This window comes from Zeimonas sediminis, from assembly GCF_023721795.1.
In the GTDB taxonomy this organism is placed as follows: Bacteria; Pseudomonadota; Gammaproteobacteria; order Burkholderiales; family Burkholderiaceae_E; genus Zeimonas; species Zeimonas sediminis.
In genome coordinates this window covers 150,516-174,677 of the sequence record NZ_JAMQYE010000001.1, presented here as the reverse complement: position 1 = coordinate 174,677, position 24,162 = coordinate 150,516, and the positions used below count along the sequence as shown (strand labels likewise).

23 protein-coding genes are annotated in these 24,162 nt (G+C 72.2%); 18 read left to right on the top strand and 5 right to left on the bottom strand.

Annotation, left to right across the window (positions count from 1 at the left end; translation table 11 throughout):
* Nucleotides 1–26 precede the first annotated feature (26 nt).
* The 14 genes from M6I34_RS00850 (at nt 27) to M6I34_RS00785 (ending at nt 14,814) form a co-directional block, all read left to right on the top strand.
* The gene (locus tag M6I34_RS00850) at nt 27–431 is read left to right on the top strand and encodes a thioesterase family protein (RefSeq protein WP_272483829.1); all 405 of its coding nucleotides are present in this window, start codon (nt 27–29) and stop codon (nt 429–431) included.
* Complete coding sequence (locus M6I34_RS00845) at nt 428–3,196, top strand: molybdopterin-dependent oxidoreductase (protein ID WP_272483828.1); 2,769 nt, start codon at nt 428–430, stop codon at nt 3,194–3,196. The genes M6I34_RS00850 and M6I34_RS00845 overlap by 4 nt, the downstream gene beginning before the upstream one ends.
* Entirely contained in the window at nt 3,193–3,843 is a 651-nt protein-coding gene (locus M6I34_RS00840; RefSeq protein WP_272483827.1) for a 4Fe-4S dicluster domain-containing protein, read from the top strand. The genes M6I34_RS00845 and M6I34_RS00840 overlap by 4 nt, the downstream gene beginning before the upstream one ends.
* Nucleotides 3,840–4,685 (top strand): NrfD/PsrC family molybdoenzyme membrane anchor subunit, encoded by an 846-nt coding sequence (gene nrfD, locus M6I34_RS00835; protein WP_272483826.1) that lies wholly within the window; start codon nt 3,840–3,842, stop codon nt 4,683–4,685. Before M6I34_RS00840 ends, nrfD begins: the two co-directional genes overlap by 4 nt.
* A gap of 112 nt (nt 4,686–4,797) precedes the next feature.
* On the top strand, nt 4,798–6,069 hold the full coding sequence (locus tag M6I34_RS00830) for a phenylacetate--CoA ligase family protein (protein ID WP_272486568.1): 1,272 nt from the start codon (nt 4,798–4,800) through the stop codon (nt 6,067–6,069).
* A 4-nt stretch (nt 6,070–6,073) separates the two neighbouring features.
* Nucleotides 6,074–6,538 carry a 4-hydroxybenzoyl-CoA reductase subunit gamma gene (gene hcrC, locus M6I34_RS00825; RefSeq protein ID WP_272483825.1) on the top strand — a complete coding sequence of 155 codons (465 nt, stop codon included), beginning with the start codon at nt 6,074–6,076 and terminating at the stop codon, nt 6,536–6,538.
* A 4-nt stretch (nt 6,539–6,542) separates the two neighbouring features.
* Nucleotides 6,543–8,960, top strand: a complete 2,418-nt coding sequence (hcrA, locus tag M6I34_RS00820) for a 4-hydroxybenzoyl-CoA reductase subunit alpha (protein ID WP_272483824.1) — start codon at nt 6,543–6,545, stop codon at nt 8,958–8,960.
* Entirely contained in the window at nt 8,960–9,982 is a 1,023-nt protein-coding gene (gene hcrB, locus M6I34_RS00815; protein WP_272483823.1) for a 4-hydroxybenzoyl-CoA reductase subunit beta, read from the top strand. The genes hcrA and hcrB overlap by 1 nt, the downstream gene beginning before the upstream one ends.
* Nucleotides 9,979–10,284 (top strand): DUF2249 domain-containing protein, encoded by a 306-nt coding sequence (locus M6I34_RS00810; RefSeq protein ID WP_272483822.1) that lies wholly within the window; start codon nt 9,979–9,981, stop codon nt 10,282–10,284. The genes hcrB and M6I34_RS00810 overlap by 4 nt, the downstream gene beginning before the upstream one ends.
* A 3-nt stretch (nt 10,285–10,287) precedes the next feature.
* Nucleotides 10,288–11,640 carry a hypothetical protein gene (locus M6I34_RS00805; RefSeq protein ID WP_272483821.1) on the top strand — a complete coding sequence of 451 codons (1,353 nt, stop codon included), beginning with the start codon at nt 10,288–10,290 and terminating at the stop codon, nt 11,638–11,640.
* A gap of 35 nt (nt 11,641–11,675) precedes the next feature.
* Entirely contained in the window at nt 11,676–12,170 is a 495-nt protein-coding gene (locus M6I34_RS00800; protein WP_272483820.1) for a hemerythrin domain-containing protein, read from the top strand.
* A 34-nt stretch (nt 12,171–12,204) separates the two neighbouring features.
* Nucleotides 12,205–13,287 (top strand): GNAT family N-acetyltransferase, encoded by a 1,083-nt coding sequence (locus M6I34_RS00795; protein ID WP_272483819.1) that lies wholly within the window; start codon nt 12,205–12,207, stop codon nt 13,285–13,287.
* 8 nt (nt 13,288–13,295) lie between these two features.
* The gene (locus M6I34_RS00790; RefSeq protein ID WP_418953525.1) at nt 13,296–13,595 is read left to right on the top strand and encodes a metal-sulfur cluster assembly factor; all 300 of its coding nucleotides are present in this window, start codon (nt 13,296–13,298) and stop codon (nt 13,593–13,595) included.
* Nucleotides 13,596–13,722: 127 nt separating this feature from the next.
* Entirely contained in the window at nt 13,723–14,814 is a 1,092-nt protein-coding gene (locus M6I34_RS00785) for a hypothetical protein (protein ID WP_272483817.1), read from the top strand.
* On the opposite strand, the gene M6I34_RS00780 is transcribed toward M6I34_RS00785, so the two are convergent.
* The 5 genes from M6I34_RS00780 to bcrC all read right to left on the bottom strand — a co-directional run bounded on the left by M6I34_RS00780 (nt 14,805) and on the right by bcrC (nt 19,844).
* Nucleotides 14,805–15,050, bottom strand: a complete 246-nt coding sequence (locus M6I34_RS00780; RefSeq protein WP_272483816.1) for a YfhL family 4Fe-4S dicluster ferredoxin — start codon at nt 15,048–15,050, stop codon at nt 14,805–14,807. The genes M6I34_RS00785 and M6I34_RS00780 overlap by 10 nt on opposite strands.
* 108 nt (nt 15,051–15,158) lie before the next feature.
* Entirely contained in the window at nt 15,159–15,995 is an 837-nt protein-coding gene (gene bcrD / locus M6I34_RS00775; RefSeq protein ID WP_272483815.1) for a benzoyl-CoA reductase subunit D, read from the bottom strand.
* A gap of 26 nt (nt 15,996–16,021) precedes the next feature.
* On the bottom strand, nt 16,022–17,362 hold the full coding sequence (bcrA, locus tag M6I34_RS00770; RefSeq protein WP_272483814.1) for a benzoyl-CoA reductase subunit A: 1,341 nt from the start codon (nt 17,360–17,362) through the stop codon (nt 16,022–16,024).
* 11 nt (nt 17,363–17,373) lie between these two features.
* A complete protein-coding gene (gene bcrB / locus M6I34_RS00765) occupies nt 17,374–18,687 on the bottom strand; it encodes a benzoyl-CoA reductase subunit B (protein WP_272483813.1) in 1,314 nt (437 codons plus the stop codon).
* A complete protein-coding gene (gene bcrC, locus M6I34_RS00760) occupies nt 18,684–19,844 on the bottom strand; it encodes a benzoyl-CoA reductase subunit C (protein ID WP_272483812.1) in 1,161 nt (386 codons plus the stop codon). Before bcrC ends, bcrB begins: the two co-directional genes overlap by 4 nt.
* A gap of 253 nt (nt 19,845–20,097) precedes the next feature.
* Between bcrC and M6I34_RS00755 the strand changes: the two genes are divergently transcribed.
* The 4 genes from M6I34_RS00755 to phaP all read left to right on the top strand — a co-directional run bounded on the left by M6I34_RS00755 (nt 20,098) and on the right by phaP (nt 23,986).
* Nucleotides 20,098–21,924 carry a 2-oxoacid:acceptor oxidoreductase subunit alpha gene (locus tag M6I34_RS00755; protein WP_272483811.1) on the top strand — a complete coding sequence of 609 codons (1,827 nt, stop codon included), beginning with the start codon at nt 20,098–20,100 and terminating at the stop codon, nt 21,922–21,924.
* Nucleotides 21,921–22,775 carry a 2-oxoacid:ferredoxin oxidoreductase subunit beta gene (locus M6I34_RS00750; protein ID WP_272483810.1) on the top strand — a complete coding sequence of 285 codons (855 nt, stop codon included), beginning with the start codon at nt 21,921–21,923 and terminating at the stop codon, nt 22,773–22,775. Before M6I34_RS00755 ends, M6I34_RS00750 begins: the two co-directional genes overlap by 4 nt.
* Entirely contained in the window at nt 22,772–23,293 is a 522-nt protein-coding gene (locus tag M6I34_RS00745) for a ferritin-like domain-containing protein (RefSeq protein ID WP_272483809.1), read from the top strand. The genes M6I34_RS00750 and M6I34_RS00745 overlap by 4 nt, the downstream gene beginning before the upstream one ends.
* 180 nt (nt 23,294–23,473) lie before the next feature.
* Nucleotides 23,474–23,986, top strand: coding sequence for a TIGR01841 family phasin (gene phaP / locus M6I34_RS00740; protein WP_272483808.1), 513 nt, complete (start codon nt 23,474–23,476; stop codon nt 23,984–23,986).
* The last annotated feature ends 176 nt before the right edge of the window (nt 23,987–24,162 follow it).

Genomic DNA, 24,162 nt, shown 5'->3' with positions numbered 1-24,162 from the left:
CCGACTAACACGACCCGGAGACGAACATGAAACCATCCCTGGCGGCAGGCACGACCCGGAGCTCGCGGATCGTCGTGGATCGCGCGCGAACGATCGACTTCATGGGCGAGCAGGCGCGCGTCTACGCGACGCCGATGCTGGTGCAGGACCTCGAGATCGCCTGCCGGGAACTGCTTCTGGAGCACCTGGATCCGGGCGAGGACTCGGTGGGCACGCGGGTGGAGATCGATCACCTGGCCGCCACGCTGCTCGGCATGACCGTCGAGCTGACGGTGAGCGTCGTCGAGACGAACGGCCGAGCCGTCGTGTTCGAGTTCGCCGGCACCGACGGCATCGACGCGATCTGCCGCGGCCGCCACCACCGCTTCGTCGTCGACGTGGCGAAGACCGCCGAGCGCCTGGCCGCCAAGGCGAAGAAGGCCGGGCTGTGACGACGCCTGCCGCCACGATGGCCGCGCACGGTCCCGGGAGCGGCGCGCCGCGCCCCGGCGAGCGGCGGGTGCCGACCTACTGCTACCAGTGCGTCGCCGGCCCCGACCTGCTCACCGTGAAGGTCGTCGACGGCGTCGCCACCGAGGTCGAGCCGAACTTCTGCGCCGCCCCGGTCCACCCGGGCGGCGGGAAGGTCTGCGTGAAGGCCTTCGGCCTGGTGCAGAAGACGTACAACCCGAACCGGGTGCTGACGCCGATGCGCCGGACCAACCCGAGGAAGGGACGCGACGAGGACCCGGGCTTCGTTCCGATCAGCTGGGAAGAGGCCTTCGAGGCGATCGCCGAGCGCCTGAACCGGATCCGCGAGACCGGGCTCACCGATGCCTCCGGCTACCCGCGGCTCGCGGCCAGCTTCGGCGGCGGCGGCACCCCGCAGTCCTACATGGGCACCTTCCCGGCCTTCCTGGCCGCCTGGGGGCCGGTCGACATGGGCTTCGGCTCCGGCCAAGGCGTGAAGTGCTACCACTCCGAGCACCTGTACGGCGAGTTCTGGCACCGGGCCTTCATCGTGTCGGCCGACACGCCGCTGTGCGACTACCTGATCTCCTGCGGCTCCAACATCGAGGCCTCGGGCGGCGTGGTCGGCATCTGGCGGCATTCCCAGGCGCGGGTGCGCGGCATGAAGCGGGTTCAGGTCGAGCCCCACCTGTCGGTGACCGGCGCCTGCTCGGCCCGCTGGGTGCCGATCAGGCCGAAGACCGACGCGGCCTTCCTGTACGCGCTGATCAACGTGCTGCTGCACGAGGCGCAGCGCGAGCGGCTGGACCTGCCCTTCCTGCGGGTGCGCACCGGCTCGGCCTACCTGGTCGGGCCGAACGGCTACTACCTGCGCGACCGGGCGAGCGGCAAGCCGCTGGTGCGCGATGCGCAAAGCGGCGCCGCGGTGCCGCACGACACCCCCGGGCTGCACGAGGACCTCGACGCCTCGGTGGAGACCGACGCGATCGAGACCGGCCCCGACGGGGAGGTCCTGGCCGAGGGCCGGCTCGCGGGCGAGACGGCGTTCCGCAAGCTGCTCGCGCACATGGCTCGGTACACGCCGGAGTGGGCGTCGGCGATCTGCGACGTGCCGGCGGCCGACATCCGGCGCATCGCCAACGAGTACCTGGACCACGCCTGCGTGGGCCGGACGATCACGATCGATGGCAAGGAGCTGCCGTTCCGGCCGGTCGCGGTCACGCTGGGCAAGACCGTGAACAACGGCTGGGGCGGCTTCGAGTGCTGCTGGGCGCGAACGATGCTGGCGGCGCTCGTCGGGGCGCTCGAGGTGCCGGGCGGCACGATCGGCACCACGGTGAGGCTAGCCCGGCCGATGGCGCAGCGGCTCGACAGCGCGAAGCCGGGGCCCGACGGCTTCATGGACTATCCGCTCAACCCGACCGACCGCGAGGGATGGTCGGCCCGGCCGAACATCCGCAACGCCTACCGGACCATGGTGCCGCTGGCCGGCAACGGCGCCTGGAGCCAGGCGCTCGGCCCGACCCACTTCTCGTGGATGTTCCTCGACGGCACGCCCGAGGGCCTGCCCGAGGTGACCTTCCCGGACGTCTGGTTCGTGTACCGCACCAACCCGGCGATCTCGTTCTGGGACACCCACGCGGTCGCCGACAAGATGGCGCGCTTCCCGTTCGTGGTCTGCTTCGCCTACACCCGCGACGAGACCAACCACTTCGCCGACATCCTGCTGCCCGACGCGACCGACCTGGAGAGCCTGCAGCTGATCCGGATCGGCGGCACCAAGTACGTCGAGCAGTTCTGGGACCACGAAGGCTTCGCGCTGCGCCAGCCGGCGATCGACGCGCGCGGACAGGCCCGCGACTTCACCGACGTCGCGACCGAACTGGCCCGCCGGACCGGCCTGACCGAAGCCTACGTCAGGTCGATCAACAAGGGCGCGGCCGGCGTGCCGTTGAAGGGCGAGCATCACGACTTCTCGCTGGACCCCGGCGAGGTGCACGATCGCGAGCGCATCTGGGACGCGGTCTGCCGCGCGGCGAGCAGCGAGCTGACCGACGGCGAGAAGGCGCACGGGCTGGACTGGTGGCGGGAGCACGGGCTCGCCACGCGCCCCTTCCCGCGCAGCGACTGGTACCTGTACCCGACGATGGTCGAGCGCGGCCTTCGCTTCGAGCTTCCGTACCAGGAGCGGCTCATGCGGATCGGCGAGGAGCTCGGCAGGCGGCTGCACGAGAAGGGCATGCACTGGTGGGACCGGCAGATGGCCGAGTACCAGGCGCTGCCGGTCTGGAAGGACTTCCCGGGCATCTGGGAGAACGCGGTGACGCTCGGCGGCGGAAAGGCCGGGGACTACCCGTTCTGGCTGCTGACCGCGCGCAGCATGCAGTACGCGTGGGGCGGCAACGTGGGCGTGCAGATGATCCGCGAGGTCGCCGACAACATCGCGGGCCACCGCGGCGTGATCGTGAACGCCGGGACCGCCGAACGGCTCGGCATCGCCGAGGGCGACGAGGTCGAGATCGCGACGCCCGCGCGCAGCGTGCGCGGCCGCGCGGTGCTGAGGCAGGGCATCCGGCCGGACACCTTGCTGCTGATCGGGCAGTTCGACCACTGGGCCACGCCCTTCGCCAGGGACTTCGGCATGCCGAGCCTGAACACGCTCGCGCCGATGTCGATCGCGCTCACCGACGCGACCGGCTCGAGCGCCGACATCGTGCGGGTCAGCATCGGGAGGGTTGCGCGATGACACGCTGGGCGATGGTCGCCGACCTGCGCCGCTGCGTCGGCTGCCAGACCTGCACCGCGGCCTGCCGGCACGCCAACGCGACGCCGCCCGGCGTGCAGTGGCGGCGCGTGCTCGACATGGAATTCGGCGAGTACCCGGACGTGCAGCGGGCCTTCGTGCCGACCGGCTGCCAGCACTGCGAGGACCCGCCGTGCATGGAGGTCTGCCCGACCACGGCCACGAAGAAGCGCGCCGACGGCATCGTCACGATCGACTACGACCTGTGCATCGGCTGCGCCTACTGCGCGGTCGCCTGCCCGTACCAGGCGCGCTACAAGACCGACCGGGCCGTCTTCGCCTACGGCAAGCCGACCGAGCAGGAGGCGGCCCGGCACGACGACGCGCGGCTCGCGGTCGCGACCAAGTGCACCTTCTGCGTCGACCGGATCGACGACGGCCTGGCGAAGGGCCTGCGCCCGGGCACCGACCCGGAGGCCACGCCGGCCTGCGTGAACGCCTGCATCGCCAGGGCGCTGGCCTTCGGGAACCTCGACGACCCGGACAGCGAGGTCTCGCGGCTGCTGGCCGAGAACCGCAGCTTCCGGATGCACGAGGAGCTCGGCACCGGACCGGGCTTCCACTACCTGTGGGACGGAGCCGGCGAATGAGCTACGGACCGACACCCTGGCAGCAGGCGCACTGGGACTGGCGGGCGGCCGGCAACTTCGTCTGCGGCGGCGCCGGCGCGGGCCTGCTCGTGTTCGCCGCGTTCGGCGGCACGGAAGCGGGTGCGCGCGCCGCCCTGATCCTGCTCGGGCTCGCCCTGGTCGGCGCCGGCCTGAGCTGCGTGTGGCTCGAGATCGGGCGGCCCTGGCGCGCGCTGCACGTGTTCTTCAACCCGCGCACCTCGTGGATGAGCCGGGAGGCGTTCGCGGCCGCCCTGCTCTTCCCGGCGGGCCTGGCCGGCGCCGCCGGGTACGCGCCGGCGGCCTGGGCCGCCGGCCTGCTGGCGCTGGCCTTCCTCTACTGCCAGGCGCGCATCCTGCGCGCGTCGCGCGGCATCCCGGCCTGGCGGCAGCCTGGAATCGTCCCGCTGATCGTCGCGACCGGGCTCACCGAGGGATGCGGCCTGTACCTGGTCCTGCAGCCGGTCCACGGCAGCGCCGGTCCGGTCCTGATGGCCGTGTTCGCCGCGCTGGTGGCCCTTCGCTGGGCCAACTGGGTCGCCTACCGCCGCCGGCTCGGCAACCGGGTCGCGGCGCCAGCGCGCGCGGCGCTCGACCGGGCCGGAGACACGCTGCAGAGGGTCGGCAGCTACCTGGCCTTCGCGCTCATCGCGCCGGTCGGCATCGGCCTGGCGAGCGGCCTCGCGGCACAGGCGCTGGCCGTCGCGGCCGGGGCGGCCGCGGCATTCGCCGGCGCGAACCTCAAGCACACGCTGATCACCCGCGCCGGGTTCAACCAGGGGTTCGCGCTGGCGGCGCTGCCGGTGCGCGGCGCGCGCCTTTGAGCCGCCGACCCCAAGCATCGAGGAGCCGGGAATGGGAACCAGGATCTGGAACGCGGGAGAAGCGGCGCAGCTTCCCGGTGCCGCCCGCTACCTGAACGCGGCCGAGGAGACGATGTCGCGCGACGAGCTCGCCGCGCTGCAGCTCTCGAGGCTGCGGGCCACGGTGGCCGACGCGTACGAGCGCGTGCCCCTGCATCGCGCGCGCATGGACGCGGCCGGCGTGCGGCCGGCCGACGTCCGCTCGCTGGCCGACCTGCACCTGTTGCCGTTCACCGCCAAGGCCGACCTGCGCGAGCACTACCCGTTCGGCATGTTCGCCCGCCCGCTGGGCGAGCTGGCGCGCCTGCACGCGTCGTCGGGCACCACCGGCAAGCCGACCGTCGTCGGCTACACGGGCGACGACCTCGACCGATGGTCGTGGCTGATGGCCCGCTCGTTGCACGCGGCCGGCGCGCGGCGCGGCGATGTCCTGCACAACGCCTACGGCTACGGCCTGTTCACCGGCGGCCTGGGTGCGCACTACGGCGCCGAGCGGCTCGGCGCGGTCGTCGTGCCGGTGTCCGGCGGCTCGACCGCGAGGCAGGTGTCGCTGCTCGTCGACTTCCGTGCCCGCGTGCTGTGCTCAACGCCGTCCTACGCGCTGGCGATCGCCGAGATGGCCGAGCAGAACGGCGTCGACCTCGCGAAGGACTCCGCGCTCGAGGTCGGCATGTTTGGCGCCGAGCCGTGGAGCGACGCGATGCGCGCCGAGATCGAGGCCCGGCTCGGCCTGCGCGCGATCGACGTCTACGGCCTGTCCGAAATCATGGGGCCGGGCGTTGCCTGCGAGTGCGAGGCGCAGGCCGGCCTGCACGGCTGGGAGGACCACTTCGCGTTCGAGGTCGTCGATCCGGAAACCGGCGCCCCGCTGCCCGAGGGCGAGGCCGGCGAACTGGTCATCACGACGCTGACCAAGCAGGCGCTGCCGATGCTGCGCTACCGGACGCGCGACATCACCCGCGTGACCACCGCGCGCTGCGACTGCGGCCGAACCCACCTGAGGATCCTCAGGGTCACCGGCCGCAACGACGACATGCTGATCGTGCGCGGCGTCAACGTCTATCCGTCGCAGATCGAGGCGGTGCTGGTGGGGCTGGACGGCACCGCGCCGCACTACCAGCTGGTCGTCGACCGGCAGGGTCGCCTCGACACCCTGGCGGTCGAGATCGAGGCGGCGCCGGGCGTGGCGAATGATGCCTTCCCCGCAATCGCCGGCCGGGCCGCGCAGCGCCTGAAGTCCACCCTCGGCGTGAGCTGCGAGGTCCGGGTCAGGTCGCCCGGCGAGATCCCGCGCTCGGAGGGCAAGGCGGTTCGCGTGCGCGACCTGCGCCGCAAGGAGGCATGAGGCGATGGCGACCAGACTTCTCGCGATCGACGTGAACGGCCGGCAGCGCCACGACGCGGTCGCCGACGAGACGCTGCTCGTCGACTACCTGCGCGACACGGCCGGGCTCACCGGCACCAAGCAGGGCTGCGACGGCGGCGAGTGCGGCGCCTGCACCGTGCTGGTCGACGGCCTGCCGCGGCTCGCCTGCCTGACGCTCGCCGCGAGCTGCGCGGGCGCGCGGGTCGAGACGATCGAGGGTCTGGCCAGTGCCGGACGGATGAGCCGGCTGCAGCAGGCCTTCCACGAGAACCTCGGCACGCAGTGCGGCTTCTGCACCCCGGGCATGGTCATGGCCTCCGAAGCGCTGCTCAGGCGCAATCCGGCGCCGTCGGAAGCCGAGATCCGCGAGGCCCTGTCCGGGAACCTGTGCCGCTGCACCGGCTACGTGAAGATCGTCGAGTCGGTCAAGGCCGCATCCGGAGCATGACGCGATGAACTGGAGCGACACCTCCCCGCGCCCGCACGGCGGACCCGGCATCGACGCGACGGACACGGCAGCTGCCGGGCACGCGGTCGGCCGCCGCACGCCGCTGATCGACGGCATCGAGAAGGTCACCGGGCGGGCCCGCTACACCGCCGACCTGCCCTTCGGGGAGCTGCTCGTCGGCCGCATCCTGCGCAGCCCGGTCGCGCACGGCGTGATCCGCGGCATCGACGTCCGCCGCGCCCGCGCGATGCCCGGCGTGCGCGCCGTGATCACCGGCGAGGACTTCGCCGCGCCCTACGGGGTGATCCCGATCGCCCAGAACGAGTGGCCTTTGGCGCGCGACAAGGTCCGCTACCGGGGCGAGCCGGTGGCGGCGGTCGCCGCGGTCGACGCGGCCACCGCCGACGCCGCGATCGCCGCGATCGGGCTCGACATCGAGCCGCTTCCCGCGTACTTCGGCGCCGCCGAGGCCCGGGCGCCCGACGCGGTGCTGCTGCACGACGGCAAGGCGGGCAACATCGAGCGCGAGGTCGACCACTGCTTCGGCGAGGTCGACGCCGGCTTCGCGCGGGCCGACCTGGTTCGCGAGAAGCGCTTCCGCTACGCCGAGGTCTCCCACGGCCAGATCGAGCTCAACGCCGCGGTAGCCTGCTACGAGCCGGAGCGCGACCTGCTGACCTCGCATTCGGTCACCCAGGTGCCCTTCTACCTGCACCTGACGCTGGCGCGCTGCCTCGGCATGGACAGCTCCCGGATCCGCGTCGTCAAGCCCTTCGTCGGCGGCGGCTTCGGGCACCGGGTCGAGCCGCTGAACTTCGAGATGGTCACCGCGGCGCTGGCGCGCGCCGCCGGCGGCAACGTGCGCATCGAGCAGTCGCGCGAGGACAGCTTCCTCACGCATCGCGCCCGGCCCGAGACCGACATCCGGCTGAAGATCGGCATGACCCGCGCCGGCGAGATCGCCGCGGTCGACTGCGAGATCGTCCAGCGCGGCGGAGCCTATGCAGGCTACGGGCTGGTCACGATCCTGTACGCCGGCGCGCTGCTGCACGCGCTGTACCGCGTCGGCGCGGTCCGCTACCGCGGCTTCAGGGTCTACTCGAACACGCCGCCCTGCGGGGCGATGCGCGGCCACGGCGCGGTGGACGCGCGCCACGCGTTCGAGTCGCTGCTCGACGAGATGGGCGCCGAGCTCGGGCTCGACCCCTTCGAGGTCCGGCGCGCGAACCTGATCGTCCCGCCCTGGCGCACGCTGAACGATCTGCAGGTGAACTCTTGCGGCCTTCCCGAGTGCCTGGACCGGGTCGAGAAGGCCTCGGGCTGGCGCGAGCGGCGCGGCCGCCTGCCGCCCGGCCGCGGCCTCGGCATGGCCTGCTCGCACTACGTGTCCGGATCGGCCAAGCCGGTGCACTGGAGCGGCGAGCCGCACGCGGTGGTCAACCTGAAGCTCGACTTCGACGGCGGGATCACGCTGCTGACCGGCGCGGCCGACATCGGCCAGGGATCGTCGACGCTGCTCGCGCAGGTGGTCGCCGAGGTGCTGGAGCTGCCGCTCGCGCGGATCCGGGTGATCGCCGCCGACAGCGCGCTGACCCCGAAGGACAACGGCTCGTACTCGTCGCGGGTTTCCTTCATGGTCGGCAACGCGGCGCTGCGCGCCGCCCAGGCGCTGCGCCGGACGCTGACCGAGGCCGCCGCCCGCGCGCTGGACGCGAGCGCGGACCAGATCGAGTGGGCGGGCGAGCGCTGCCGCGTGGCCGGCGCCGACCGAACGCTCGAGTTCCGCCGCGTCGTGGAGGCCGCGCTGGCCGACTCCGGCACCCTGACGGTCAAGGGCGCCTGGTCGACACCGCCCGAGACCCAGGGCGGCAAGTTCCGCGGAGCGGCAGTCGGTTCCGCCGCCGGCTTCTCGTACGCCGCCCAGGTGGTCGAGGTCTCGGTCGACGAAGACACCGGGATCGTCACGGTCGAAAGGGTGTGGGTCGCGCACGACTGCGGCCGGGCGATCAATCCGCTGGCCGCCGAGGGGCAGGTGCAGGGCGCCGTCTGGATGGGGATGGGCCAGGCGCTGTGCGAGGAGAACGAGTACCACGAGGGGCTGACGATGCGGCCCAACCTGCTCGACTACCGGATCCCGACGATCGCCGAGTCGCCGCCGATCGACGTGATGCTGGTCGAGAGCATGGACCCGCTCGGGCCCTTCGGCGCGAAGGAGGCGAGCGAAGGCGCGCTGCACGGCTTCCCGCCGGCGCTGACCAACGCAATCTGCGACGCGATCGGCATCAGGCTCGACGAACTGCCGGCCTCGCCCGACCGGATTCTCGACGCGATCCAGGCGCGGCGCCGGCGCGAGCGGCTGGCCGCCGCAGGAGCCGCTGCTGGCGCCGCCGCAGCCGCCGCGGATTCCCTCGGAGGCCGATGATGGAAGCGCTGCACGAATTCGAGCTCAGGCGGCCGGCCAGCCTGGCCGAGGCCGCGGCCATCCTGGCCGGGATGCCGGGCGCCCGCCTGATCGCCGGCGGCACCGGCCTGCTGCCCAACCTTCGTCGCGGCATCGAGCGACCGGCGGTGCTCGTCGACCTCGGCGGCCTGTCCGGCTTCGACTCGATCGAGTTCGACGAACTGGGGCTCCGGCTGGGCGCCGGCACGACGCTCGCCCGGATCGCCGCCGACCAGGCGCTCGCCAGGTCGTGGCCAGCGATCGCCGAGGCCGCGGCCGCGGTCGGTGCGCCCGCGCACCGAAGCGTCGCGACGCTGGGCGGCAACCTCTGCCTGGACACGCGCTGCGTCTACTACAACCAGAGCGAGTGGTGGCGCGCGGCGAACGGCTACTGCCTGAAGCGCGGCGGCGACACCTGCCACGTCGCGCCGCAAGGCGAGCGCTGCCACGCGGCCTACTCGGGCGACCTCGCGCCCGCGCTGCTGGTCCACGGGGCGGAGGCCGAACTGGTGAGCGCCCGGGGAATGCGCGTCGTGCCGCTCGCGCAGCTGTTCCGCGACGACGGTGCGGCCCACCTGACCGTCGCGCCGGACGAGATCCTCGCCAGCGTGCGCGTGCCGCCGGCGCCCGACGGACTTCGGTCGGCCTACCGGAAGGTCGCCACCCGCGGAGCGATCGACTTCCCGCTGGCCGGCGTGGCCTGCGCGGTCGAGCTCGACGAGCGCGGCGCTCTCGGGTTTCTGCGGGTGGCGCTGACCGGCACCAACTCGCATCCCCTCGTGGTGTCGGGCACGCAGGCCCTGCTCGGGCGAGAGGTCGACGAGGCCGCGCTCGCGGCGCTGGGCAAGATGGTCCAGAAGCAGGTCGGCCCGATGCGCACCACGGTGACGCCGTCGAACTACCGCCGGCAGGTCGCCGCGGTCGCCGCGCGGCGCCTGCTGGCCGAGCTCGCCGCGGCGTCTCGACCCGATGCGCCGCCGGCCTCCGGACAGGAACACGCATGAGCGAGGGGCCGAAGCAAGGCTGCGGGCCGGCCGTGACCGGGCAGGCGGGCGGCGGGCCGGCCCGCCGTTGGCGCGAGGACGACGGGCTGCACGTCGACGTGCGCGGGCTTGCGCCGCCCGGGCCCCTGGTCGCGATCCTCGCGCTGGTCGGCTCGATGACCGACGGCGGGCCGCTGATCGTGCATCACGACAGGGACCCGAAGCTTCTCTACCCCGAGCTCGCAGAACTTGGCTGGGCGGCCACGCGAATCGAAGGCGCGCCGGGCGAAGTCAGGCTCAGGCTCGCGCCGATCTCCGGCTGAGCCATGCGCCCGACCGCCAGGCCCTCGGCGGGGCTGCTCCTGGCCGGGGCCGGCAGCCGCCTGCTGCCGGCGTCGATCCCGTTGCGCTTCTTCGGCGCTGCCGCGACCTTCCACCTGCTCGCCTGGCTCGCGCTGCTGGCCGGCAGCGCCACGCTGCCCAGGTTCGCCGGCGGACTCGGCTGGACGCTCGCCGGACTGCACCTGGCCACGCTGGGCGTGCTGGCGATGACCGCGATCGGCGCCAGCCTGCAGTTGCTGCCGGTCGCGACCCGCCAGCCGGTCGGCGCGACGCGCCTGCCCGCGCTGCTGTGGTGGCTCTACACGCCGGGCGTGGCCGCGCTCGCGATCGGCATGGGTACCGGAGCGTCCTGGCTCCTCGGGGCCGGCGCGGTCGCGGCCGTGTCCGGCCTGGCGGTCTTTGCGGCCCTGCTCGCCAGGAATCTCGCGGGCGCCCGCGGCATGCCGGCGGTCGTGGCCCACGGCTGGGTCGCGCTCGCGGCCCTGCTCGCCACGCTGGCCACCGGCGTGTCGCTGGTGCTGGCCAATGCCGGGCTGCCGGCGCCGGACCGCGGCACCGCACTCGCGCTGCACGTGGCCCTCTCCGCGTACGGCTTCATGGGCATGCTCGCGCTGGGCCTGTCGTACATCCTGGTGCCGATGTTCGCGCTGTCGCCGGCGCCGGCCGCTCGCCCGGCCCTCGTGTCCTGCGGCCTCGCCGCTCTGGCGCTGGGGTTGGCCGCAGCCGCGGCGCTGGCACCGACAACGGCCGCGGCCGCGCTGCGGGCCGGCGCCACGCTCGCGGCGGCAGTAGCGATCGCGATCCACCTGCGGCTGATGCTGCGCGCGCTGCGCGAGGGCATGCGCCGCGAACTCGGCCGCTCGTTCACCATGGTCCGCGTCTCCTGGGCGCTCCTGGCCGCGAGCGTGCCCGCCGGCCTGGCGGTGGCGCTGGACCTGCCGCTCGAAGGCGCGCCGACGCTGTTCGGCCTGCTGCTCGTCGGCGGCTGGCTGCTGGGCTTCCTGTTCGGCATCCTGCAACGGATCCTTCCGTTCCTCGCGTCGATGCACAAGCCGCCCGGGGGCGGTCCGCCGCGCACGCCGTCGTCGTTGACCGACGACCGGCCGCTCGCGGTGCACTTCTGGTGCCATTTCGCCGCGCTCGGCCTGCTCGGCCTGGCAGTCGTCCTCGACAGCCCGCCGATCGCCGCCGCCGCTGCCGCTGTCGGCGCGGTCGGCGCCTGCGCCTTCGCGGCCTTCTTCGCCGTCGTCGTGCTGCGGATGCGGCGCCCGCCCCCGACCCGGCCCTTGATCCGGCCCCTTGACCCGGGTCAAGGCGCGTCCGGTCGACGCGACTAGTATTTTGGTATTCGAATACCGTAATTGGGGTCGGCATGAATTTCCAGCGTCAGGTCAGCCACGCGCTCGACGAGGAGCACCGCGTCAACCTCGACCTGCTCGGCAAGGTCGAGCAGGCCTTCGCGCGCCTGCCCCGGTCCGGCGCCGGCGGCGACCCCGAGCTCGCACGGATCGCGGCCGCCCTCGCCCGGCATCTCGAGCAAGAGCTCGAGCGGCACTTCGATTTCGAGGAGCAGCAGCTGTTCCCGCTTCTGGCCGAGGCCGGGGAAGCCGACATCGCCGGCCTGCTCGCCGACGAGCATGCCGCGATCCGCGACGCCGCCCGCTCGACGCTGCCGCTGGCGCGCGCTGCCGCCGAAGGCGTGCTGGACGACTCGGGCTGGAATGCGCTGAAGGTCGGCGCGCTGGAGATCGTCGAGCGGCAGGTCTCCCACATCCAGAAGGAAACGATGGCCCTTCTGCCGATGCTCGACGACCTGCTCGACGAAGACACCGATCGCGAACTCGCCTTCGCCTACGCGGCCGGCTGATCGCGGCACGCCCAACCGGAACGGGAGCGCATCCATGGACAACGCTGCTGCCCACCAGGACACCCTGGGCCCGCTGGCGGGCGACGATCTCGAGGACGTCGTCGCGATCGACGCGGCCTGGGAAGGCCGCTCGCGGCGGCTCTACTTCGAGCGGCGGCTGGCCGCCGCCTTGCGCGAGCCGGGGCTGCATGCCCAGTTCGCGGTGCGCGACGCCCGCGGCCTCGCCGGCTACGTGCTGGCACGAGTGCTAGAGGGCGAGTTCGGGCAGCGCGACCGCAGCCTTCGCCTGGAGGCGATCGGCGTTCGCGCCGACGCGCGCGGCCGCGGCATCGGCCGGCTGCTGTTCGACGGGCTCGCCGGATGGGCCGGCCGCCACGGGGTTCCGGACCTCCGCACCCAGGCCGCCTGGAACGCGCACCGCATGCTCGGCTGGCTCGACGCAGCCGGGTTCTCGCTCGCTGCGGCCCACGTGGTCGACCGCCCGGTCCACGGGGAGATCGACACGATCGCGAACGAGCCCGAGGGCGCCGTCGGCGACGCCTCGCCCGGTCCGGTGCTGCCGGGAGCGCCGCCGGTTCGCGAGATCGACTACGGCCGCGGCGAGTCGAACGACTTCGAGCGCCTGGCGCGCGACACCGCCGACATCCGGGCGCTCGAGCCCGCCGACCTGCCCGATCTGGCCCGCATCGATCGCGGCATCACCGGGCGGGACCGGCGCGACTACATGGCGCGCAAGCTCGGCGAGACGCTCGCGGATTCGGCGCTGCGCGTCTCGCTGGGCGCGCGGCTGGACGGCGTCGTGGTCGGCTTCGTGATGGCCCGCGCCGACTTCGGCGATTTCGGACGCACCGAGCCGGTGGCGGTCATCGACACGATCGGCGTCGATCCGGAATACGCCCACCGCGGCGTGGGCCACGCGCTGCTGTCGCAGTTGTTCCTGAACCTCGCGGCGCTGCGGATCGAACGCGTGGAGACCCAGGTCGCGCCGCAGGACCTGGCGCTGCAGGGCTTCCTGTACGACGCCGGCTTCGCACCCTCGCAGCGGCTCGCCTTCGCCAGACGCCTCGGCGGGCCGGTGAAACCGCGAGCGCCGGTGGCGCCGGGAGCACGACAGTGATCGAGGGCATGCCCGACGACGACGCGGTGCGCGAGGCGCTGCGCCAGGTCGACGACCCGGAAGCCGGCATGAACATCGTCGATCTCGGGCTCGTCTACGGCATCGACGTGTCGGAGGACTCGGTCCGGGTCGAGATGACGATGACCACTGCCGCCTGCCCGATGGCCGACATGATCGTCGAGGCCGCGCGCCGGGTCGTCTCGGAACTCGTTCCCGACACCGCGCGCGTCGACATCGAGCTGGTCTGGGACCCGCCGTGGACGCCCGACCGGATGACCGGCATCGCCCGCGAGCACTTCGGCTGGTAGTCCGGTGCCCGCGTCCCCCCAAGGCGGTGCGCGGCCGGCCGCGCCGACCCCGGCCCCGACCACGACCTCGCCACCCGGCAAGCCGGCGAGCCGGGGAATCCCGCCGCCGTGGCGGGCGCCGATCCTGGTGCTGGGCTTCGCCGGGCTGCTGGCAGGCGTCGGCGCAGGCCTTGCCCGGCTCGGCTGGAGCATGCCGGACATCGCCGCGCAGTCGGCGGGTCTGCACGGCCCGCTGGTCGTCTGCGGTTTCTTCGGCACGGTGATCTCGCTGGAGCGCGCGGTTGCGATCGGGCGCCCGTGGGCCTATTCGGGGCCGCTGCTGGCCGGCGCGGGAACGATGCTCGCGCTCGGCGGCGCCGGACTGCCGGCGCTCGGCAGCGCCGCCGGCCTGGCGGCCGTCGCCTGGTTCCTGGCCGGACTGGTCCTGCTCGTCGCGTCGCTCGACGTGCTTCGCCGGCAGCCGGCGCTGTTCACCTTCACGATGGCGGCGGCCGCGGCCTGCTGGCCGCTCGGGACCGCGCTGTGGGCCGCCGGCGCGGCCGTCCACGAGGTCGCCGGCTGGTGGATGGCCTTCCTGGTGCTGACGATCGCCGGCGAGCGGCTCGAACTGTCGCGCTTCATGCCGCCTTCGCAAGCGGCGAAGCTCGCGTTCGGGGCGGTGCTGGCGCTGATGCTGTTCGTGCTGGCCGCCGGTGACGGGCCGTGGGCCGGCTCCGCCTTCGGCGCGGGGCTGGTACTGCTGGCGGCGTGGCTGCTGCGCCACGACATCGCACGCCGCACCGTCCGCAAGGGGGGCCTGACCCGCTTCATCGCGATTTGCCTGCTGGCCGGCTACGCCTGGCTGGCCTTGGGCGGGGCGATCGTCGCGGCCGCCGGCGGGCTGTCGCCGGGCAGCCCCGCCTACGGCGCGGCAATACACGCGCTCGCGCTGGGATTCGTGTTCTCGATGGTCCTCGGCCACGCGCCGATCATCTTTCCGGCGGTGCTGCGCGTCGCGGTGCCCTATCGGCGCTGGTTCTACCTGCCGCTGGCACTGCTGCACCTGTCGCTGCTGCTGAGGCTGGCCGGCGACGCGAGCGGCGCGTTCGCGCTGTCTCGCACCGGCGGCCTGCTGAACGCGCTGGCGCTCGCAGCCTTCGTCGTCGGCACCGCGGCGGCCGTCGCCGCCGGCGCGCGGGAACGCCGCGCGGAAAAGGAGGCCTGCGCGCGTCAGCCGTGAAGCGACTCGTACTTCGCGAGCAGTTCCTCTGGCGTCTCGCGGAAGTCCGGATGCGGCTCGATGCAGTCGGCCGGACAGACCAGCATGCACTGGGGCTCGTCCTCTGCCCCGACGCACTCGGTGCAGCGCAGCGGGTCGATCACGTAGGCCGGGTCGCCGACGCTGATCGCGTCGTTCGGACAGACCGGCTTGCAGGCGTCGCAGGCGGTGCAGTTCTCGTTGATCGTCAGTGCCATGTCGGCCTCCCTTTCGTCTGGGCAATTTCCGGGGAATCGGTGTTCGACACCGGTGTTCGACGGTCGCGTCGCCCGGCGGGCCCGGGCGGGCGCCCGCGTCGACGCACCTCAGGCCGCCTGCGCCTGCAGCGCGGCCAGCCGGCCGTGCCGGAACGCGCCCCACAGCGCCGCGCCGATCGCGCCGGCGTAGATCGAGTCCGGATGGTTCACGATCTCGACCGCGGTCTTCTCGTTCGCGATTTCCTCGCGCAGCGCGGCGATCAGGCCGGTGTCGAGCGCGAGCCCGCCGGTCATCAGCGCGGTGCCCTCCTTGATGCCGGTCACCTTCAGCAGCTTGATGATCCTGGAGGCCATCGACAGGTGGATTCCCTTCAGGATGTCGGCCGGCGCGATGCTGCGCGAGACCATGTTGATCACGTCGGTCTCGGCCAGCACCGCGCAGATCGAGCTGACCTTCTCCGGGTCCTCGGAGCTCTGCGACAGCGGACCGATCTCCTCGACCGCCACGCCCAGGTAGCGCGCGATGTTCTCGAGGAACTGCCCGGAGCCCGACGCGCACTGGCTGGTCATCTTGTAGGCGAGCACCTTGCCGCGCTCGTCGACGTAGATCGCCCGCCCGTTCAGGGCCCCGATGTCGACGACCGCCCGCGCCCCGGGGTGCAGGAAGACCCCGCCGCGCGCGTGCGTGGTCATCGAGTAGAAGTGACCGGTCGCGAAGGCCACGTTCTCGCCCTCGCCGGTGGTCGCGATGTAGTCCACCGCCGAGGGGTCCAGGCCGGCGTCGGCCAGCACGCCGTCGCGCCCCTCCTCGGCCAGCTGCATCGGGTCGCGGCGGCGGATCCGCTCGCAGCGCTTCGCGAGCCAGGTCTGCCTGTCTCCGTCCACCTCGAACAGCACGGTCTTGACCGCGCCCGAGCCGATGTCGATTCCGATCGTGCAGGTCATTGCGTTCTCCCGTTCGTGCGCACGGCTCAGGCCCGCGCCTCGGCGGTCTTGCCCTCCTCGACCACCGCCCGCCAGGCGAAGGTCGCCCCGCCCAGCGCGCCGGTGTAGATCGAGTCGGGATCGATGTTGAGCGTCATCTCGCCGTAGTTCTCGAACACCAGCTCCTTCAGCGCCTTGACCGCCGCCTCGTTCTTGGCCACGCCGCCGGTGAAGGTGAACTCGTTGCGGATCCCGCCCGAGCGGGCCAGGATCGACATCGCGCGCAGGATGATCGATCGGTGCAGCCCGGCCATGATGTCCTCGCGCTTGTCCCCGAGCGCGAGCCGGTCGCGCAGCTCGGCCCCCGCGAACACGGTGCAGGTCGAGTTGATCCGGACCGTCTTCGTCGACTTCATCGCCAGGGGCCCGAGCTCGTGCAGGCCCATGTTCATCTCGTCGGCGATGTAGCCGAGGTAGCGTCCGCAGCCGGCCGCGCAGCGATCGTTCATCTGGAAGCTCTCGACGATGCCGGTCGGGTCGACCTGGATCGCCTTGGTGTCCTGCCCGCCGATGTCGAGCACGGTGGCGGTCTGCGGGTACATCACGTGCGCGCCCAGCCCGTGGCACAGGATCTCCGAGCGAACGTGCTCCTTCGAAAACGGCAGCCGGGCGCGGCCGTAGCCGGTGCCGACCACGTAGGTCTCCTCCATCTCGGTATCGAGGATCCCCTTGACCGGCGCCTCGACCTGCGTGCGCCGCCCGGCGGTCCCGGGCATCGCTTCGAAGGTGCGCTCCAGCGCGGCCAGCAGGTGGCGACGGATCGATCCCGCGTAGACCCGGTTCTCGACCTCGATGATCGATCGGTCGAACACGTTCAGCAGGTAGTCGTAGCGGATGCCGAGCTCCTTGGCGACCGCCTCGCCCGCGGCCAGGTACTGGCTGCCGGCGATGTCGCGGAAGAAGTCCGACTTGCGGCGCGCGCCGGGCGCGAACAGGGCCGGGGCCTCGGCGGCAATGCGCCGGAAGACCTCGTCGAGCGCCTCGCCGACCACCTTCGCGTCGTCGCCGAACTTCGCGCTCGCCAGGCTCCGTTGGCAGGTCACGGCGAGGTCGTCCAGCTGCTCGAGGTACTGCTCGGCGCGGAAGTCGCGCTCGAGCTGCGCCAGGAACCCCTCGAGCTGGCCGTTCAGCGCGCCGGTCTGCGCGAGCGCCTGCCGGAACAGGTGGAAGCGGCCGTTGACCAGCGCCTCCTGCTTGGCGATCGCGGCCGCGGTGTCGTAGTTCGAGCGGGAATTGGTGATGCCCCGCCCGATCACGTTCTGCTGCTCGTCGAGGACGACCGCCTTGGTCGTCGTCGATCCCAGGTCGATGCCGATGAAGCAACGCATGGCGGCCTCCTTCAGTGGGCGCCGACCGCGGCGCCGCGCTTTTGCCTGACCATCTGGAAGTAGCTCTCCAGGCGGTTCTTGACGTTGGCCGCCGAGAAGTAGCGCGGGTCGACCAGGTCGGTCTCGATGAAGGCCGCCGGCTTGCCGGTGCGCTTCTCCACCTCGCGCAGGATCAGCAACTGGCCGGCCGAGAAGCTGTTGCAGCTCTTGATCGAGTTGATCAGCAGGCCGTCCGCCTGGTACTCCTCGATGTACCGGCAGATCATGTCGACGCGCGACGGCAGGTTCAGGTTGGTGTAGCAGCCGAGGCAGTACTCGGCCAGCGACTCGAGCGGATGGTCGGGGTCGTGCCGGAAGCCGAAGTCGTAGAGCCCGCCGACCTTCGCGTAGGTGGACGAGACCACGACCGCGCCCTCGTCGTAGAACATCTTCCAGAAGTCGCGGAAGCTGGTCCAGTTCGGCGGCCCCTCGACGATCAGCCGGTACCGCTCCTCGCCCATCTCGCCGTCGGGCGTGACCGGCCCCTTGCCCAGCCGGACCCGCTCCTCGATCTCGCCGCGAAGCTGCCGGTAGTACTGCGTGGCCTCCGGCGTGCCGCGGAAGGCGGTGAAGATCGGGCCGATGTAGTAGACGGCGCCGAAGTAGCCGTCGATCGGCGAGGGGCGGTTCTTCGCGGACTGCAGCACCGCGACCAGGTCCTCCTCGGCCTTCGCCGACTCCTTCATGTACTCGCGCAGACGGTCGATGTCGAACTTCACGCCGGAGATGCGCTCGAGCGTCGGGATCACCGATTCCTTGAGCTGCCGCACCACGTAGTCGCGCATGTTCGGCGCGATCCTGCCCTCGCCCTGGTAGGGCACGTGCAGCATGACCGTCTCGCAGCCGTACTTGTGACGGATCAGCTCGAACCACTTCATGAAGGTGAAGCAGCCGGTGTAGGACAGCAGCAGCACGTCGGGCCGCGGCAGCGGCTCGCCGGTCGGGCCGACCTCGCCGCCCTGCATCATCCCGAGGTCGGCCTTCACGTAGGTGCAGACGTCCTCGGACTGGCCTTCGCGCTCTGCGTCCATGATGAACTTGCCGGACTTCTTGCGCATGCCGTTCTGCAGCGCGTTCGTCTCGGGCAGGCTGCGCGCGAAGTCGAAGCACATCAGCAGCTCGTTCAGGTTGCCGGGCACGAAGGTCGCCGACACCTTGCGGTTCTCGGCGCGCGCCCGCGCGAGCTCGGCGTAGTTGCGATTGATCAGCTCCTTCTGGAGCCACATCGCGTCCTCTTTCTGGACTTCCGGCTTGCGGCCGCTCGCGGGCGTGGCGACGGTGCTCATGCTGCGCTCCAGAGTTTGATCGAGTCTGCGAAGGTTCCCGACTGCTCCCGGATCGGCGCCATCTGGCCGGTGTTCTCCGCGTACTTGAAGGCGGTGTACGGAACGCCGTGCTTCGCGAGCACGTCCTGCAGCATCGGTCGCTCCAGGAGGGCCGGGTCGCAGAACGACGGCGCCGCGAACACGACCCCCTCTGCGGCAGCGCCCTTGACCTGCCTGAGCAGGAACTGCCCCTTGTCCTCGCGCCGCGCGTCGTACTTCGCGGCGGTCGAGGCCGAGCGGTGCAGGAAGGCCCTGGAGAGTTCCTCGAGCGGCTTGCCGTCCTCGGGCACGTCGTCGAGCAGCCAGCGGGTCACCAGCATGAAGTCGTCGTCGACGATGTAGCAGCCCGACAGCTCGATCGACTTGATCAGGCTCAGCGGGGGCTGCTCGCAGAACGAGCCGTTGATCACGATTCGCGCGTTGTCGCGCATCGGCCTGGACACCGCGTCGGTCGCGGCCAGGTAGTCGCGAACCAGCCGGGTGTGCTCCTCCGGCGGCAGGACCATGCCTGCGCGCAGCACCAGGTAGACCTCGGAGGTCGGCGCCTGCCACGGCCTGGCCGCCCGGTAGGCGTAGAGCTCGCGGATCGCGCGGCGGTTCTCGTTGTACACCGCGATCGACGCGTTGAGCTCGTCGTCGCCGATCGGCGCGCCGCGCAGCTCGCCGAGGTCGCGCCGCAGGACCTCGAGCTCCTCGACATAGAAGCGGCCACCGACCTCGTCCTGGTAGTTCTGCGGCACGTCGAAGTAACGGACGTACTTGTCCTTGAACATCAGCTGCCACATGCCCGACAGGTTGCGGATCACGTCGCAGATCGACGGGAACAGCATGCCGTCGAGGCAGTCGAGACGGCCGGTCAGGCCGAGCTCGATCGTCGAGCGCGGGATCCGGCAGATGTAGCTCTGGTAGTAGGCGTCGCCCTGGATCACCTCGAGCTGGTCGCCGCCGCCGAGGATGCCGACGGGCAGCATGCCGGCCGCGTGGACCAGCTCGCGCGGCACGTAGACCGGCATGTAGCCGATCGCCTTGCGGCCGGGCTCGGCGGCCTTCCAGGCCTTCACCGCGCCGAAGTCGAGATCCTCGAACAGCGCCTGGCAGCGGCCGACGATCTGCTGCACGGATCCTGTTTCGTTCGTCATCGTTGCCCCCAATCGCGGCCTTCGCTCGCCGCCTCGATTCCTTCGTCCGTTCCCCGCTTCGCGGTGTTGACCTGCGCGCTCGCCGTGATTATTCTTGTATTTCGGTACTGTAATGCGTATTTATGACCGGATCGTGACGCAAAGGCGTCTCGCCGATCTTGATCTGGATCAAACCCGAACCGCAGCACTGGCCGGGCGCCCGGCGCAGCGCGACAGGACAAGGAGGGGCGGCATGGAACTCGCGTCGACCAGGGAACCAGCGGCAAGGCCCGCGGCATCCGGCCCCGAGCCGCCGCGCCCCGGGGGGAGCATCTCGATCGCGCTGGCCGGCAGCGGCGGCAGCGGGGTGATGACCGCCGGCAACCTTCTGCTCGACGCGGCCGCCCGCGCCGGCCTGTACGGCCTGATGGTGCGCACCAGCGGCCCGCAGATCCGCGGCGGCGAGGCCGCCGCGCTGCTGAGGCTGGCCACCGTGCCGACCGAATCGCTCGACGACGGCTTCGACCTGCTGCTGGCCCTCGACTGGCAGAACGTGAACCGCTTCGCCGACGAGATCCCGCTCAGGGCCTCCGGCCTGCTGCTGGGCGACGCCGACGAGGGCGAGCCGCCGCCGGTGTTCCTGGCCGGCGGCGCGCGCTTCGTGTCGCTGCCGCTCAAGAAGACCGCGAAGGCGATCCGCGGCGCCTGGACCAACATGGTCGCGCTCGGCGTAGCGGGCAGGCTGGCTGGCATTCCCGCGCAGGCGCTGGAGGCCGCGGTGCAGGCCTCGTGGAAGCGCGACGCGGCGGGCCTCGAGGCCAACCTGCAGGCGCTGCGCGCCGGCTTCGAGGCCGGGGGCGCCGTCGAGGCAGGCCATGGCGCGCCGGCGCTCGCACCGGCCAGTGCAACACAAGGTACGACACCCGGAGCGGCGCCCGGCACCGCTTCGGCCGACCGCTGGCTGCTGAGCGGCAACGAGGGCGCGGGCCTGGGCGCGCTGCGCGGCGGCATCCGCTTCGTGGCCGCCTACCCGATCACGCCCGCCACCGAGATGCTCGAGTGGCTGGCGCCCGCGCTCACCCGGGTCGGCGGCACGCTGCTGCAGGCCGAGGACGAGCTCGCCTCGATCAACATGGCGATCGGCGCGTCCTTCGGCGGCGTGCCGTCGCTGACCGCCACCGCGGGCCCGGGCCTGTCGCTGATGGCCGAGGGCATCGGGCTGGCGGTCAGCGCCGAGGTGCCGGTCGTGATCGTCGACGTGATGCGCGGCGGCCCCTCGACCGGCATCCCGGCCAAGAGCGAGCAGAGCGACCTGTCCTTCGCGGTCGACGGCCTGCACGGCGATGCGCCGCGGCTCGTGCTGGCGCCGACTTCGATCACCGACTGCGTGGCGACGACCCAGTGGGCGGTCGAGCTGGCCGAGGCGACCCAGGCGCCGGCCATCGTGCTGTCCGACCAGTTCATGGGGCAGTCCCGCGCGATCGTCGATCGCCCGCCGGATCCCGGCTTCGCGGCCCGGCGCCTCGTGGCCGAAGCGGACGCGCCGGACTTCAGGCGCTACCGGAACACCGAGTCCGGCGTCTCGCCGATGGCGATTCCCGGCACGCCCGGCACGGTCTACACGGCCGACGGCCTCGAGAAGACCGAGGCGGGGATCCCGAGCAGCCAGGCGCGCGACCACTCGCTGCAGCTCGACAAGCGCGAGCGCAAGCTGCGGCAGCACGACTACGGCCGGTGGTGGGCCGACCTGGAGGGCAGCGGCGACGCGGCGATCCTCACCTTCGGCTCGGTGACCGGCGTCGCGCGCGAGGCGCTGGCACGGCTCGCCGCGCAAGGGATCGCGCTCCGGCTCGTCGCGCTGCGGCTGCTCGCGCCGGCGCTGCCCGAGCAGCTTGCGGAGGCGCTCGCCGGCGTCGAGCGCGTCCTGGTCGTCGAGCAGAACCACTCGGCCCAGCTGTTCCGGTACCTGCGCGCGATGCACGACCTGCCCGGCAGGCCGGCCAGCTTCCATCGGCCCGGCCCCCTGCCGATCCGGCCCGGCGAGCTCGCCGACGCGATCATCGAATGGAGAAGCAGATGAACCAGCTCGCCCTCGGAGAGGCCGCGCCGCCCTGTGCGCCGCTGACCGCTCAGGACTACAAGTCGAACTACAAGCCGATCTGGTGCCCCGGCTGCGGCGACTACACGGTGCTGTCGTCGATCACCAAGGCGCTCGCCGCGCTGCAACTCCGGCCGGAGAAGGTTGCGGTCGTGTCGGGCATCGGCTGCTCGTCGCGCATACCCGCCTACACCGCCTGCTACGGCTTCCACGGCGTGCACGGCCGCTCGCTCGCCGCCGCGACCGGGCTCAAGGTCGCCCGCCCCGACCTGACCGTGCTGGTCGCCAGCGGCGACGGCGACGGCTACTCGATAGGCGGCAACCACTTCCTGCACGCCTGCCGCCGCAACGTCGACCTGACCTACATCGTCATGGACAACCACGTGTACGGGATGACCAAGGGCCAGCCCTCGCCGACCACCGAGCCCGACTGGGACTCCAAGCTCGCCCCCGGTGGCACCGGCCTTCGCAGCTTCCACCCGCTGGTCATCGCGCTGGCCTCGGGCGCGAACTTCGTGGCACGGGCCTTCTCGGGGGACCCGAACGGCACGGCGGACATCCTCGCCCGCGCGATCCGGCATCCCGGCTTCTCCTTCGTCGAGATCCTGAGCCCCTGCGTGACCTTCCGGCCGGAGCAGCGCGGCTGGAAGGAGCGCGTGCACGGCGCGCCGGTCGAAGCCACCGACGACCCGGCGCGCGCCGCCCGGCGGATCATGACCGACGACGGCTTCAACCTCGGCGTGCTCTACGCGGGAGACCGGCCGGCCTTTCCCGGGCCCGCGCGTGCCGCCTCGGCGAGCATCGCCGACATCGAAGCGGAGTTCGCGCCATGAAGCCCGCCTCCACCCTTGCGCCCGCCTCGCTCGACGCGCTGATGCGGCAGGCCTACACGATGGAAGTCGAGGCCGGCCAGCGCTACGCCGACCTGGCCGACGCGATGCAGACGCACAACAATCGCGAGGTCGCCGACCTGTTCCGCCGGATGGCCGTGATCGAGTCGCGGCACGCGAGCCAGATCCTCGCCCAGATGGGCTGGGCCGAGCCGCCTGCGCCGCAGCCGATCGACTGGGAGGGCTTCGAGGCGCCCGAGACCGTCGCGGTCGACGACGTTCACTACCTGATGCGTCCCTGGCATGCGCTGGCGCTGGCGCTGGCCGGCGAGCAGCGCGCCGTCCGCTTCTTCGCCGCGATCGCCGAGACGGCGGGCGACCCGGCAGTGCGCGCCGCCGCGCTCGAGCTGCGCGACGAGGAACTCGGGCACGTCACGCTGATCGAAGAGTGGATGCAGAAGGTGCCCAGGCCCGAGCAGGACTGGGACGACGATCCCGACCCGCCCCGCTACACCGACTGAACGGTTCGGCCGGGCCCGCGGCGGCGGAACGGCGCTCGACCCAACGCCAGGGGTTGCGCTTGACGCGCCGCCATCGCGCGTCCACGATGCCCGCAGCCGTGCCCGGAGCATCCGGCGATGCCCCGTGCGCCCTTGCCGCAACCCTCCGCGCAGCGCCGCGGTGCACACGAGGAGACCGAGATGGCCAGCAAGACTCCCGGGACCGAAGACCTGAAGAAGATGCAGCGAGAGGCGCTCGAGGCCTCCAGCGCCGCCGCCGCCAAGACCCTCGAAGGCTTCCAGAAGCTCGCCGCGCTGAACATGCAGACCGCGCGGTCGGCCCTGGAGCAGTCCACCGAGCAGATCGAGGCCCTGCTGTCGGCGCGCGACGCGAAGACGCTCGCCGACCTGGTCACCAGCATGGCGAAGCTCTCGCCCGAGCAGTTCTCGGCCTACGCGAAGGCGGTCTACGCGATCTCGAGCGAGACCGGCGGCGAGCTCGCCGCGATGGTCCAGAAACAGATCGCCGAGAGCAACGCGCAGCTGGCCGCTGCCGTGGAGTCGCTGGCCAAGGGCGTGCCCGCCGGCACCCCGAACGCGAACGACTTCATCGCGCAGAGCATGAACGCCGCCAAGGCCGCCTACGAGCAGATGCAGGCGGCAGCGCAGCAGTTCGCGCAGGCGGCGGGCGGCGGGAAGGCCGGAAAGCGCTGACGCGCGAGCAGCCGCCTTGAGGGCTTCCCGGCCGCTCCGCCGAGCACGCCTCTCGGGCTTCCCGGCACCCCGCGCACGTTCGTCGGGCGCGGCGGCGGCAGGCCGGGCGGCCGCGCTCGCGATCGCGCTCTGCCTGCCGGCCGGCGGGGCCGCCGCCCAGGCTTCGAGCCCCCCGT